The following is a 12,477-nucleotide window of genomic DNA, read 5'->3' on the forward strand; positions in this document are numbered from 1 at the left end:
GAAAAGGAGATGCCGATGAACCTGCACAGCGTGCCCCAGCCACCTCCGCCGCCCCCGCCCGACGTGCTGCCGGTAACCCCCGACGGCGACCCGCCCAGCACCACGCCGCCGGTGCGCGAGCCCGACCTGCCGCACCAGCCGCGGCCGGACGAGACGCTCCAGTAGGCGGTGCGTTCAGCGCCGCGCCGCGGGGGCCACGGCCACCGCGGGTGCGGCCTGCTCCTGCGCCGCCCGCCGCGCATAGCGCTGGGCAATGGAGGCGCACACCATCAGCTGCAGCTGGTGGAACACCATGATGGGCAGCACGATCAGGCCCACGGCCTGCCCGGCGAACAGGATCTGTGCCATCGGCACGCCGCTGGCCAGCGTCTTCTTGGAGCCGCAGAACACGATGGCCACTTCGTCCTCGCGGCTGAAGCCCATGCGCCGGCTGAACAGCACCAGCAGCCCCATCACCACGAACAGCAGCAGCGCGCTGATGCCCAGCAGGATGCCCAGGGTGCCCAGGCTGACCTGTTGGTAGAGGCCCTGCACCGTGGCCTCGCTGAAGGCCGAATACACCACCAGCAGGATGGAGCCCTGGTCGAACCACTTCAGCATGCCGCGGTGGCGCGCCACCCAGGCGCCGATCCAGCGCTGCGCGATCTGCCCGGCCACGAAGGGCAGCAGCAGCAGGCCCACGATGCCGGCCGCCGACTGCCAGCTCATCACCCCCGCCGCGCCGCTGCTGGCCGAGCTGGTGGAGGCCATGGCCGCGATCAGCAGCGGCGTGAGCGCGATGCCGGCGATGTTGGAGGTGCTGGCGCTGCACATGGCCGCCGGCACGTTGCCCTTGCCGATGGAGGTGAAGGCGATGGACGACTGCACCGTGGAAGGCAGCGCGCACACGAACAGCACGCCCAGGTACAGCGTGGGGCCGATCAGCGGCTCGAAGAGGGGCCGCAGCGCCAGGCCGAGGATCGGAAACAGGATGAAGGTGGCGCTGATCACCGTCAGGTGCAGCCGCCAGTGCAGCAGGCCCGCCACCACCGCCTCCCGCGACAGCTTGGCCCCGTGCAGGAAGAACAGGCCCGCCACGCAGGCATTGGTGAGCCACTTCACGCCCTGGGCACCCACCCCGTGCACCGGCAGCACCGTGGCCACGCCCAGCACGGCCAGCAGCAGCAGCACGAAGTTGTCGGGCAGGAAGGCAGGTCGTCGCATGGCAGGCTCGATGGGCAAGGGCAGGGCCGTGATTACACGGGCCGCAGCCTCGTTTGTAAAATGGATTGATGGGATTGGTTGATTCGCTGCGCTTATGAATGTCAGCCTCCGTCAGCTGCAGGTGCTGCTGGCCATCGCCGACGAGGGCGGCTTTGCCCGCGCCGGCGCGGCCATCGGCCTGTCGCAGCCGGCGGTCAGCCAGAGCATGCGGGCGCTGGAATCGGAGCTCGGCCTGAAGCTGCTGGACCGCACCACGCGGGAGGTGCTGCTCACCCCCGCCGGCCAGACGCTGGTGGGCCCGCTGCGCCGCGTGCTGGGCGAGCTGCAGGAGCTGCTGGCCCGCACCCAGGCGCTGGGCGCCCAGGCGCGCGGGGTGGTGCGGGTGGCCAGCGCGCCCACGGTCTCGGCCGGCTTGATGCCGCGCTGCCTGTCGGCTGCCCAGCAGCGCCACCCGGACATCCAGGTGCTGCTGACCGACCAGGCCCAGCGCCTGGCACTGGAAAGCGTGCGCGCCGGCGCGGTGGATTTCGCGGTGGTGGTGGGCGGCGACCGCATGGACGACCTGGAGCAGCAGCCGGTGTTCGAGGAGGCCTTCGTGCTGGTGTGCCCGGCGGGCCATGCCTTCGCCCGGCGCAGCAGCGTGTCGCTGGCCGCGCTGGCCGACCAGCCGCTGGTGCTGCTGGACCACACCTCGGGCAGCCGGCCGTTGATCGACGAGGCCTTGCGCCGGCACGGCCCGCGCGCCCGCGTGGTGCAGGACGTGGGCAATGCCACCACCGCCTTCCGCATGGTGGCCGAGGGGCTGGGCCTGTCCATCCTGCCGGCGCTGTCGCTGCCGCTGCCGGATGGCCAGGCGCTGCGCGCGGTGGCACTGAAGCCCCCGCTGCGCCGGCGCATCGTGCTGGTGCGGCGGCGCAACCGCTCGCTGTCGCCGGTGGCCCAGCACATCTGGGCGCTGGTGGCCGAACTGGCGTCGGCCACGCGCCCGGCGGCTACTTCTCCGCGTATTCCTTGAGGCGGTTGTAGAGCGTCTTCAGGCTCACGCCCAGGGCCGCGGCGGTGCGTTCCTTGTGGTGGTCGAAGCGCTTGAGCGTGGCCAGGATCACCGCCCGCTCGATCTCGGCCAGCGGCTGGCCGATGCGCACCGTCAGCGTGTCGGGGTCGTCCACCGTCACCGTCGGCGGGCGGGCCTTGGTGCCGGCGCCCAGGCCGGGCTGCAGCCATTCGTCGTCGATGTCGCGGCCGTCGGCCATCAGGTAGATGCGCTGCACCGCGTTGCGCAGGTCGCGCACGTTGCCCTGCCAGCGGTGGCGGCACAGCGCCGCGATGGCGGTGGGCAGGAAGCGCTTGTTCACGCCTTCGCGGCGGCCGATGTCCTGCAGGAAGTGCTCGGCCAGCATCGGGATGTCGTCCGGCCGCTCGTGCAGCGAAGGCATGCGGATCGGGAACACGTCCAGCCGGTACATCAGGTCTTCGCGCAGCTTGCCGCTGGCCACTGCCTCGGTGGGCACGCGGTTGGTGGCGGCGATCACGCGCACGTCGGTTTCCACCGGCGTGGTGCTGCCCACGCGCATGAAGCTGCCGGTCTCCAGCACGCGCAGCAGCTTGACCTGCAGCTCCGGCGGCATCTCGGTCACTTCATCCAGGAACAGCGTGCCGCCGTGCGCCCGTTCGAAGAAGCCCAGGTGCTGGCGGTCGGCGCCGGTGAAGCTGCCCTTCTCGTGGCCGAAGATCTCGCTTTCGATCAGGTGCGGCGAGATGGCGCCGCAGTTCACCGCCAGGAAGGGCTGGTGGCGCCGGCGGCTGAGGTCGTGGATGGTGCGCGCCGCCACTTCCTTGCCGCTGCCGCTCTCACCCGTGATGAGCACGGTGACGGCCGAGCCGGCCACCCTCGCGATCTGCTCGTACACCTGGCGCATCGGCGCGGAGCGGCCCACCATGTGGCCGAAGCGGCCGGTGCGGTCCAGCTCGGCGCGCAGATCCTCCAGCTCGGCCTTCAGCGTGGAGGGCTGCATCAGGCGCGACAGGATGCCCTGCAGCTGCTTGATGTTGAAGGGCTTGACCAGGTAGTCGGCCACGCCCAGCCGCAGTGCCTGGATGGAGGTCTCGATGCTCGCGTGGCCGGTGACCAGCACCACCTCGGTGTTGGCCAGCTGGTCGGTGTCCTTCAGCAGGTCCAGCCCCTGGCCGTCCGGCAGCTGCAGATCGAGCAGGACGAGATCGGGCGCCCGCGTGGCCAGTTGCCTGCGCGCGTCCTTCAACGTACGTGCCGTCACGGCCGTGAACCCTTCGGCGGCGATCAGAGCCGCCATGGTCTCGGCGACGTCCGGGTCGTCCTCGACGATCAAAGCATGTCCCATAACTACCCGACGCGCGACCTGGCCGCGCTGCAAAAGGCTGATTATGGGTCGGCGCGGCTGCAGTCAGGCACAGGCGTTGCCTTCTGGCTCCACCATCGGGCTTTGCCCTCGCCAGGAGACTGATCATGGCCACCCTGCCTGCCGACGACACCGCCACCCGCATCGACAGCGTTCAGTCGCTCACCGAAGCCACGGGGCCCGGTGCCGCGCTGATGAGCGCCTCCACCCTCACGGGCTTCAACATCGTCAACCTCGCCGGCGAGACGCTGGGCGACGTCGAGGAACTCATGATCGACCTGGCGCATGGCACCGTGGCCTATGCGGTGATGTCCAGCGGTGGCTTCCTGGGCATCGGCGAGAAGCTGTTCGCCATCCCGTGGCGGGCGCTGCGGCTGGACAGCGAGCGCCGCGCCTTCGTGCTGGATGTGCAGAAGTCCCACTTCGACAATGCGCCGGGCTTCGAGTCCACCCACTGGCCCACGCAGCTCAATGGGGGCGAGGCCTGGCACCGGGACGTGCACGACTACTACCAGACGCCCGTGTACTGGGAGAAGTAGCGCCTGCCTTGCGTTCGGCCGCCTGCTCCGCGGCCATCAGCGCCAGCAGGCTGCGTTCACGCGCCAGCAGGCCGCGTGCGCCGCGCTCCTTCACGCGGCACAGCTGCTCCAGGCAGCCGCGCTCGAAGCTGCGCAGCACCGCATGGTGCACATACGACTTGCGGCACACCGCGATGGTGTGGCCCAGGTGTTGCGCCACCTCGCCGATCACCTGCCGGGTGAGCACCGTCAGCTCGCGCTTGGTATGCGGCAGCTCGCAGGGCAGCAGCCGCTCCAGCGCCAGCGCGCTGGCATGCCAGGTGCGGAAGTCCTTGGCGCTGAAGTCGTCGCCGGCCACTGCACGCAGGTATTCGTTGACGTCGGCGGAATCGATGCCGTGCACCTGGCCGTCGTCGTCCAGGTAATGGAACAGCGCCTGGCCCGGCAGCTCCTGGCAGCGGCGCACGATGCGCGCCAGCCGGGCGTCCTCCACCGCCACCTCCTGCTCCACGCCGCTCTTGCCGCGGAAGGACAGCTTGAGCACGCTGCCGCGCACCGCCGCATGCTTGCGCCGCAGCGTGGTCAGGCCGAAGGAGCCGTTCTGCTTGGCGTACTCGTCATTGCCGATGCGCAGGTAGGTCGTGTCCAGCAGCCGCACCAGCGCCGCCAGCACCTTGGTGCGGGGCAGGCCGGGCTGGTCCAGGTCCCGCTGCACCCGCCGGCGGATGGCCGGCAGCACGCGGCCGAACTGCTGCAGCCGCTCGAACTTCGACTGGCCCTGGTGCTCATGCCACAGCGCGTGGTAGCGGTACTGCTTGCGCCCGCGTGCGTCGCGGCCGGTGGCCTGCAGGTGGCCGGTGGCGCGCGGGCAGATCCACACGTCGGTGTAGGCCGGCGGAATGGCCAGCGAGCGGATGCGGGCCAGCGCGGATTCGTCCTTCACCGGCTGCCCCTGCTCGTCGACATAACCGAAGCTGCGCCCGCGCTTGACGCGGCGCCAACCCGGCATCTCGTCGCTCACATAGACCAGGGCGGGCGGCAGGGCGTCGGGGGGTGTGGTGGGCATGGTTCGGCACCTTCGCAGCCGGCGTGCCCGGGGAGGCGCGGGCACCGCGGCTGCGCGGGGCGGCGGCGCAGAATTTTTTGCGGCAAGCGCCTGCCTGTGGCGGGTAGGCCGCGGCATGCCGAGGGGGCCGTCCGGGTACTGGAAATCACTGTCGGAGCATGCCTACATGAAGCGCCCGCATCCGCCTAGGCGCGAGGCGAAGAGCGGCCGCGACACTGTTTGCAACGCCTACCCCGGCCCCAGGAGATTGCATGACCGCCGCACTGCACATGCGCATCGAGCGCCGCCAGACCCAGACCGTCACGCCCCGCCTCCAGCATGCGGTGCGCCTGCTCCAGTTGTCGTCGATGGATTTCGCCCAGGAGGTGCAGCAAGCCCTCGACGGCAACCCCTTCCTGGAGGAAGAGGGCGACGACACCGCGGGCAGCACCGACCTGGACGATGGCGCCGATGTGTCCGCAGCGCCCTGGGAGGCCCAGGCCTGGACGATGTCGGCCGGCGGTGGCCACGGTCCGGCGTCCGACGGCGACGTATCGCTGATCGACCTGCTGCCGCAGAGCATCTCGCTGCGCCAGCACCTGCATACCCAGCTCAACGTAATGCCGCTGACCGAGCGCGACCGCGCACTGGGCGCGATGGTGATCGAGTCGCTGGACGACGACGGCTACCTGCGCCAGCCGCTGGAGGAGCTGTGCACGCTGGCCGAGCTGGACCCGCCCACCGGCCTGGACGAAGTGCGCGTGGCCCTGTGCCGTGTGCAGGGCCTGGACCCGCTGGGCATCGGCGCCCGCGACCTGGCCGAATGCCTGCACCTGCAGACGGTGCTGATCGAGGACGAGAAGCAGCGCGCGCTGGCCCGCAAGGTGCTGGCGCAGCCGCTGCAGCGCCTGGCCATGCGCGAGTTTCACAAGCTGGCCGCCCTGGTGGATGCCACGCCCGCCGAGGTGGAAGCCGTGTGCGAGCGCATCCGGCAGTTCAACCCGCGTCCGGGCTCGCGCTTCGATTCGGCGCGCACGCCCTATGTCACGCCCGACGTCATCGTGCGCCGCGGACGTGGCTCGAACTGGATCACCACGCTGAACCCCGAGGTGGTGCCCCGCGTGCGCCTGAACCGGCTGTATGCCGACCTGTTCCAGCGCCACCGCGACACCGGACAGACCGACCTGGCCGCTCACCTGCGCGAAGCCCGCTGGACGCTGCGCAACGTGGAGCAGCGCTTTGCCACCATCCTGGACGTGGCCAATGCCATCGTGCGCCACCAGCACCACTTCTTCGAGTACGGCCCCATGGCGATGAAGCCGCTGGCGCTGCGCGACATCGCGCAGGAGGTGGGCCTGCACGAGTCCACCGTCTGCCGCGTGACCAACAACAAGTACATGGCCACGCCATCGGGCGTGTTCGAGCTGAAGTACTTCTTCTCGCGCTCCTTGCCCACGCACAGCGGCGGCCAGGCCTCCACCACCGCCATCCGCGGCGTGATCCGCGAGCTGATCGAGGAAGAGGCGCCGGGCGAGCCGCTGTCGGACGTGCAACTGGCCGCCATGCTCAAGCGCCAGGGCTTCCATGTGGCCCGGCGCACCGTCACCAAGTACCGTCAGCAGCTCAAGCTGCCCGCGGTGGAAATGCGCCGCCAGCGTCCGCCGGTGGGTGCCACCGCCTCGGCCGCCGCCGAAGCACGGGTGTGATGGCAGCCGGCCCGGGCGGGCCGGCGGGTCAGAAGTCGCCGCGCGGGCGCCCGCTGTCGTCGGGGGCTGAGGGCGCGGGCGTGTCACCCGGCAGGCCGTCGGCCTCCTGCGATTCCGCCGGCAACCGGTAGCGATCCTCGGCCCAGGCGCCCAGGTCGGCGGTGCGGCAGCGCTCGCTGCAGAAGGGGCGCCAGCGGTTCTCCGGCGCATACAGGCTGGGGCCTCCACAGCCCGGGCACTTCACGGTGCGTGTCATCGTCGTCAGGCAGCTTGGGAATTCAGGCGCAGAGGGTCAGCTCGAAGCTGCAGTCCTCGGTCACCGGCCGCACGCGGCCTTCCGCATCGCTGCGCATCAGCCTCACCGACACCATCAGCCGATGGCCGGTGATCTCCGGCACCAGTTCGGGATCGTCGGGCAGCTTCACGCGCAGCAGGTGGTAGGTCTTGCCCTGCGGCAGGCTGCGCTGGAACTGGCCGCCGGTGGCCACCACCTTGTGCGGCACGCCGCTGTCGCGCAGCAGGCCCAGCAGCACATGCAGCGCGTCGGCCAGCGGCCTCATGCTGCCGATCCAGCCCATCAGGTCGGCACGCCGACGCTCCGGCCCGTGCTGCTGCCAGGCGTGGTAGGCAGGCAGGTCGAATTCGCAGGTGCCACCCGGGATGCCGATGCGGCTGCGGATGCTCATCAGCCACTCGTTGCCATTGAGCTGGTGGCCGGCCTTGCCGTCCATCTCATTCAGGCCGTTGAACGCATGGTCCAGCCGCGAGGTGACGACGTTGAGCGCAGCTTCGGAGATGGCCGGGTTGCCCCGGTAGGCTTCGAGCTGCGCGCGGTGGCGGTCCAGCTCCTTCAGCAGGTCGGACTTGAGATCGGCGCGCGAGGCGACGTCGATGATCTCGAACAGGGTGGCCAGCGCGAAGTGGTGGTCCACGGTTGCGTCACGCGCCACCAGTTGGCCGAGCCTGTTGAACAGATGCTCCAGCCGCAGCATCGTGCGGATGCCTTCGTTGAACGGGTATTCGTAGAGAACCAAGATGCAGGCCCGTAAGGATGGCTCTGCTTATTGTTTCACAGGGTCCACGCTCCAGTACTGCCACAGGCGCTGTACCTGGGTATCGAGCTGTTCCAAGGTCAGCCCCTCGTTGAACAGCACCGCATCGGCGATGGCCCGGCGTGCCTGGCGCGTGGCCTGCTGGCCGATCACACGCTCCACCGTGGCCTGCGTCCAGCCCGAGCGGCGCATCACGCGGGCCACCTGGGTGGCCTCGCTGCAGTCCACCACCAGCACCTTGTGCACCCGCGCGCGCCAGTGGGCCGACTCGGTCAGCAGCGGCACGTCGAAGACGATGGTGCGGCCCGCGGCCAGCGCGGCCTGGCGCTGCGTCTCGGCGCCGATCATCGGATGCAGGATGGCTTCCAGCCGGTGGCGCGCCGCGGGGTCGGCGAACACCCGCTGGCGCATGTGGTCGCGGTCCAGTGCGCCATCGGCGGCGATGGCCGCATCGCCGAAGGCCGCGGCGATGGCCGGCAGCGCCGCGCCGCCGCTGGCGGTGAGGGCGCGCGAGATCGCATCGGTGTCCACCAGCACCGCGCCGCGGGCCACCAGCCGTGCGGCCACGGTGCTCTTGCCGCTGCCGATGCCGCCGGTCAGGCCGATGTGCAGGCCGCGGTCCATCGTCGCGTCAGGCCCAGCCGATCCAGCCCAGCACCGTGGACGTGCCGGCCAGCATCACCACCAGCCCGGCGCCCGCCAGGAAGGGGCCGAAGGGCACATAGCGGCCTTCGCGCAGCGACGAGCGCAGCTTCATGCCGATGCCCACCACCGCGCCGATCACCGACGACATCAGCAGGATGGGCACGATGGCCTGCCAGCCCAGCCACGCCCCCAGCGCGGCCAGCAGCTTGAAGTCGCCATAGCCCATGCCTTCCTTGCCGGTGGTCAGCTTGAACAGCCAGTACACCGACCACAGCGACAGGTAGCCCGCCACCGCGCCCCACAGCGCCGTGGACAGCGGCAGCGTCCAGCCGAGCGCCGCGGCCACCAGGCCGCCCCACAGCAGCGGGAAGTTCAGGGCGTCGGGCAGCACCGTGGTGTCCCAGTCGATGGCGGCCAGCGCCACCAGCACCGCGGCCACCGCACACCACAGCACGGTCACCGGCTGCGCACCGAAGCGCCAGCCGATGGCCCCGAACAGCACCGCCGTGGCCAGCTCGATCAGCGGATAGCGCGCCGAGATGCGGCTGCCGCAGGCTGAGCAGCGGCCCTTGAGCCGCAGCCAGCCCAGCAGCGGCAGGTTCTCGTGCCAGCGGATCGCATGGCCGCAGGAAGGGCAGCGGGAGCGCGGCGCGGCGATGCCCAGGTGCGGCAGGGCTTCCAGCGCGGTGCTCAGCTGGCGGGCGGTCTGCTGCTGGGCGCCGGGCATCTCGCCCTTGGCCGCGAACACGCGCCGCCAGGAGTCGCCATCGCCCAGCTGGTGCGACACGTCGCCCCACCACTGCCGCTCGATCATCAGCGGCAGGCGGTGGATCACCACGTTGAGGAAGCTGCCGATGCACAGGCCCACCAGGGCCAGGACCCCGGGCGACAGCAGCAGGTCGAGCGGTAGGTCGGCCGGCACTTGTCTAGACGACCGCGCCGAGCTTGAAGATGGGCAGGTACATCGACACCACGATGCCGCCGATCAGCGTGCCCAGGATGACGATGATGAACGGCTCCATCAGGCTGGACAGGCCCTTGACCATCTCGTCCACCTCGTCCTCGTAGAACTCGGCCGCCTTGCCCAGCATGTGGTCCAGGGAGCCGGATTCCTCGCCGATGGAGGCCATCTGCAGCACCATCGTGGGGAACACGCCGGTGGACTGCATCGCGGTGGTCAGCGCCGAGCCGGTGGACACGTCCTTCTGGATCTTCTCGGTGGCCATCGCGTACACCGCGTTGCCGGAAGCCCCGCCCACCGAATCCAGCGCCTCCACCAGCGGCACGCCGGCCGCAAACATCGTGGACAGGGTGCGCGTCCAGCGTGCGATCACGCTCTTGTTGATCAGCTCGCCGAACACCGGGATGCGCAGCAGCAGCCGGTCCATCGCGATCTGCATCTTCTCGGAGCGGCGCCAGCTCTGCATGAAGAAGTAGCCGCCGCCGAACAGCACGCCGAAGATCACCCACCAGTAGCCGACGAAGAACTCCGACAGCGCGATCACGAACAGCGTGGGCGCCGGCAGGTCGGCGCCGAAGGAGCTGAACACATCCTTGAAGGCCGGGATCACGAACAGCATGATCACCGTCAGCACCACGAAGGCCACCACCATCACCGCCACCGGGTACATCAGCGCCGACTTGATCTTCGACTTCAGCGCCAGCGTCTTTTCCTCGTACAGCGCCAGGCGTTCCAGGAGCTGCTCCAGGATGCCGCCCGCCTCGCCGGCTTCCACCAGGTTGGCGTACAGCGCATTGAAGTGCAGCGGATGCTTGCGGAAGGCGGCCGACAGGCTGGTGCCGGTCTCCACGTCGGAGCGGATGTCGTTGAGCAGCCGGGTCAGCTTGGGGTTGGTGCTGCCGCGCGCCACGATGTCGAACGACTGCAGCAGCGGCACGCCGGCCTTCATCATCGTGGCCAGCTGGCGGGTGAAGATGGCGATGTCCTTCTGCTTGATGGACTTGCCACCCGACATCCGGCGCTTCTTCACCTTGGTGATCATCACGCCCTGGCGGCGCAGCATGGCGCTCACCGCGGCCTCGCCACCGGAGCGGATCTCACCACGAACGGTCTTGCCGTTCTTGTCCTTGCCTTCCCACTCGAAGACAAATTCCTTGATGTTCTTCGCGGCTGCAGCAGTCGCCATTCCAGACCTTCCCCGAACGTCTATTCGTTGGTGACCGTGATCACTTCTTCCAGCGTGGTCACGCCTGCCCGCACCTTCACCAGGCCCGACTGCCGAAGGTCTCGCACGCCCTCGATCTGCGCCTGCTTGGCGATGTCCAGGGCCGTGCCCTCCGACAGGATGATGCGCTGGATGGCCTCGGTGATCGGCATCACCTGGTACAGACCCACGCGGCCCTTGTAGCCGTTGTTGCAGGCCGAGCACCCGATCGCCCGGTACGGCTTCCAGGTGCCATCCAGGTCTTCGTCACGAAAGCCCGCGCGCTTGAGGGCTTCGCGCGGGTATTCGGCCGGCGCCTTGCAGTTCTCGCACAGCCGGCGCGCCAGCCGCTGGGCGGTGATCAGCAGCACGCTGGCCGCGATGTTGAACGGCGCCACGCCCATGTTCATCAGGCGGGTGAGGGTGGTGGGCGCGTCGTTGGTGTGCAGCGTGGACATCACCAGGTGGCCGGTCTGCGCGGCCTTGATCGCGATGTCGGCGGTGTCCAGGTCGCGGATCTCGCCCACCATGATGATGTCCGGGTCCTGCCGCAGGAAGGACTTCAGCGCGACCGCGAAGGTCATGCCGGCCTTGTCGTTCACGTTCACCTGGTTGATGCCGGGCAGGTTGATTTCCGCCGGGTCTTCCACCGTGGCGATGTTGACGCCCGGCTGGTTGAGCATGTTCAGGCAGGTGTACAGCGACACCGTCTTGCCCGAGCCGGTGGGTCCGGTGACCAGGATCATCCCGTAGGGCCGCTGGATCGCGGCCATCAGCCGATCCTTCTCGATCTTCTCGTAGCCCAGTGCCTCGATGCCCAGCTTGGCCGACGACGGATCCAGGATCCGGATCACGATCTTCTCGCCGAACAGGGTCGGCAGCGTGCTCACGCGGAAGTCGATCGCCTTGTTGCCGAACTTCAGCTTCATGCGGCCGTCCTGCGGCACGCGCTTCTCGGAGATGTCCAGCCGGCTGATGACCTTGATGCGCGAGGCCAGCTTGTCCTTGATGGCCACCGGCGGCTGCGTGATCTCGCGCAGCTCGCCGTCGATGCGGAAGCGCACGCGGTAGTGGTACTCGTAGGGCTCGAAGTGCAGGTCGGACGCACGCGCGTTGATCGCGTCGATCAGCATCTTCTGCAGGAAGCGCACCACCGGCGCGTCTTCCACCTCCGACACCACCTCGTTGGCCTGTTCGTCGGCCGCGGCCTCGTCGTTGACGTCGAAGTCGAAGTCGCCGCCGGCGAGGCTTTCCAGTGCCTCGTTGACGGTGGCGCCCAGCGCCTCCATCAACGCGGCCAGCTTGTCGTACTCCACCAGCACCCACTCGGGCGACAGCTGGGTGGCGAACTTGATGCGCTCGATCGCTTCCTGGTCGGTGGGATCGGCGCCGCCGATGAACAGGCGGTTGCCGCGCCGGCCCAGCACCACCACCTGGTACTGGCTGGCCAGCTTGTTGTCAATGACGTTGCGCGGCAGCCGCTCCACGTCCACCGCCTTCAGGTCCAGCAGCGGCACCGCCAGGGCATTGGACAGCGTGTGCGCCAGGTCCGAGGCGGACACCGTGCCGGCGGCCACCAGCGCCGAGACGAAGCTCACCCGTCTTTCACGCGCCTGGGCCGCCAGCGCTTCCGCCTGGCGCGGCTGCAACCGGCCCGCATGCACCAGCACACGGGCGACTCCGGACAGGCTCGATTGGGCGGCGTCGGCGACAGTATCCACAGGGCAACTTTTGACTTCGGCCGCAGTGTAGTTCGCGCCGGCAA

At 69.4% G+C, this 12,477-nt stretch carries 13 protein-coding genes; 4 read left to right on the plus strand and 9 right to left on the minus strand.

Going from position 1 to position 12,477, the window contains the following annotated elements:
• Window positions 1-15 precede the first annotated feature (15 nt).
• Window positions 16-165: a hypothetical protein gene (locus LRS14_RS16755; protein WP_157039401.1), complete on the plus strand. Its 150-nt coding sequence runs from the start codon at window positions 16-18 to the stop codon at window positions 163-165.
• 9 nt (window positions 166-174) lie between these two features.
• Here LRS14_RS16755 and LRS14_RS16760 read toward each other — a convergent pair whose 3' ends face one another.
• Window positions 175-1,203 carry a bile acid:sodium symporter family protein gene (locus LRS14_RS16760; RefSeq protein ID WP_257800238.1) on the minus strand — a complete coding sequence of 343 codons (1,029 nt, stop codon included), beginning with the start codon at window positions 1,201-1,203 and terminating at the stop codon, window positions 175-177.
• A gap of 94 nt (window positions 1,204-1,297) precedes the next feature.
• Between LRS14_RS16760 and LRS14_RS16765 the strand changes: the two genes are divergently transcribed.
• Window positions 1,298-2,218 carry a LysR family transcriptional regulator gene (locus LRS14_RS16765; RefSeq protein ID WP_046111129.1) on the plus strand — a complete coding sequence of 307 codons (921 nt, stop codon included), beginning with the start codon at window positions 1,298-1,300 and terminating at the stop codon, window positions 2,216-2,218.
• On the opposite strand, the gene LRS14_RS16770 is transcribed toward LRS14_RS16765, so the two are convergent.
• Entirely contained in the window at window positions 2,196-3,563 is a 1,368-nt protein-coding gene (locus LRS14_RS16770; RefSeq protein ID WP_046111130.1) for a sigma-54 dependent transcriptional regulator, read from the minus strand. The two genes, LRS14_RS16765 and LRS14_RS16770, sit on opposite strands and share 23 nt — an antisense overlap.
• Before the next feature lie 125 nt (window positions 3,564-3,688).
• Between LRS14_RS16770 and LRS14_RS16775 the strand changes: the two genes are divergently transcribed.
• A complete protein-coding gene (locus LRS14_RS16775; RefSeq protein ID WP_046111131.1) occupies window positions 3,689-4,120 on the plus strand; it encodes a PRC-barrel domain-containing protein in 432 nt (143 codons plus the stop codon).
• Here the strand turns inward: LRS14_RS16775 and LRS14_RS16780 are convergent.
• The gene (locus tag LRS14_RS16780; RefSeq protein WP_257800239.1) at window positions 4,050-5,165 is read right to left on the minus strand and encodes a DNA topoisomerase IB; all 1,116 of its coding nucleotides are present in this window, start codon (window positions 5,163-5,165) and stop codon (window positions 4,050-4,052) included. The genes LRS14_RS16775 and LRS14_RS16780 overlap by 71 nt on opposite strands.
• Window positions 5,166-5,416: 251 nt before the next feature.
• Between LRS14_RS16780 and rpoN the strand changes: the two genes are divergently transcribed.
• Window positions 5,417-6,850: an RNA polymerase factor sigma-54 gene (gene rpoN, locus LRS14_RS16785; protein WP_046111133.1), complete on the plus strand. Its 1,434-nt coding sequence runs from the start codon at window positions 5,417-5,419 to the stop codon at window positions 6,848-6,850.
• Between the two features lie 28 nt (window positions 6,851-6,878).
• On the opposite strand, the gene LRS14_RS16790 is transcribed toward rpoN, so the two are convergent.
• Genes LRS14_RS16790 through pilB form a run of 6 tightly spaced genes read right to left on the minus strand, consistent with a single transcriptional unit; the run spans window position 6,879 to window position 12,433 of the window.
• Window positions 6,879-7,106, minus strand: a complete 228-nt coding sequence (locus LRS14_RS16790) for a DNA gyrase inhibitor YacG (RefSeq protein ID WP_257800240.1) — start codon at window positions 7,104-7,106, stop codon at window positions 6,879-6,881.
• A gap of 22 nt (window positions 7,107-7,128) precedes the next feature.
• Window positions 7,129-7,884: a cell division protein ZapD gene (gene zapD / locus LRS14_RS16795; RefSeq protein WP_257800241.1), complete on the minus strand. Its 756-nt coding sequence runs from the start codon at window positions 7,882-7,884 to the stop codon at window positions 7,129-7,131.
• Window positions 7,885-7,911: 27 nt separating this feature from the next.
• The gene (gene coaE / locus LRS14_RS16800; protein ID WP_046111136.1) at window positions 7,912-8,526 is read right to left on the minus strand and encodes a dephospho-CoA kinase; all 615 of its coding nucleotides are present in this window, start codon (window positions 8,524-8,526) and stop codon (window positions 7,912-7,914) included.
• Between the two features lie 7 nt (window positions 8,527-8,533).
• A complete protein-coding gene (locus LRS14_RS16805) occupies window positions 8,534-9,469 on the minus strand; it encodes an A24 family peptidase (RefSeq protein ID WP_257800242.1) in 936 nt (311 codons plus the stop codon).
• Between the two features lie 4 nt (window positions 9,470-9,473).
• Window positions 9,474-10,694 (minus strand): type II secretion system F family protein, encoded by a 1,221-nt coding sequence (locus LRS14_RS16810; protein WP_257800243.1) that lies wholly within the window; start codon window positions 10,692-10,694, stop codon window positions 9,474-9,476.
• 20 nt (window positions 10,695-10,714) lie between these two features.
• The gene (pilB, locus tag LRS14_RS16815; protein WP_046111139.1) at window positions 10,715-12,433 is read right to left on the minus strand and encodes a type IV-A pilus assembly ATPase PilB; all 1,719 of its coding nucleotides are present in this window, start codon (window positions 12,431-12,433) and stop codon (window positions 10,715-10,717) included.
• Window positions 12,434-12,477 lie beyond the last annotated feature (44 nt).

The sequence above is a fragment of the Aquincola sp. J276 genome (genome assembly GCF_024700035.1).
GTDB classification, from domain to species: Bacteria; Pseudomonadota; Gammaproteobacteria; order Burkholderiales; family Burkholderiaceae_C; genus Aquincola; species Aquincola tertiaricarbonis.

Excerpts from the sequence above, each read along its gene's own strand:
- LRS14_RS16810 (WP_257800243.1), bottom strand. The coding sequence starts at position 10,694 with ATGGCGACTGCTGCAGCCGCGAAGAACATCAAGGAATTTGTCTTCGAG.
- LRS14_RS16770 (WP_046111130.1), bottom strand. The coding sequence starts at position 3,563 with ATGGGACATGCTTTGATCGTCGAGGACGACCCGGACGTCGCCGAGACC.
- coaE (WP_046111136.1), bottom strand. The coding sequence starts at position 8,526 with ATGGACCGCGGCCTGCACATCGGCCTGACCGGCGGCATCGGCAGCGGC.
- LRS14_RS16760 (WP_257800238.1), bottom strand. The coding sequence starts at position 1,203 with ATGCGACGACCTGCCTTCCTGCCCGACAACTTCGTGCTGCTGCTGCTG.
- rpoN (WP_046111133.1), top strand. The coding sequence starts at position 5,417 with ATGACCGCCGCACTGCACATGCGCATCGAGCGCCGCCAGACCCAGACC.
- LRS14_RS16765 (WP_046111129.1), top strand. The coding sequence starts at position 1,298 with ATGAATGTCAGCCTCCGTCAGCTGCAGGTGCTGCTGGCCATCGCCGAC.
- LRS14_RS16755 (WP_157039401.1), top strand. The coding sequence starts at position 16 with ATGAACCTGCACAGCGTGCCCCAGCCACCTCCGCCGCCCCCGCCCGAC.
- LRS14_RS16775 (WP_046111131.1), top strand. The coding sequence starts at position 3,689 with ATGGCCACCCTGCCTGCCGACGACACCGCCACCCGCATCGACAGCGTT.
- LRS14_RS16790 (WP_257800240.1), bottom strand. The coding sequence starts at position 7,106 with ATGACACGCACCGTGAAGTGCCCGGGCTGTGGAGGCCCCAGCCTGTAT.
- LRS14_RS16780 (WP_257800239.1), bottom strand. The coding sequence starts at position 5,165 with ATGCCCACCACACCCCCCGACGCCCTGCCGCCCGCCCTGGTCTATGTG.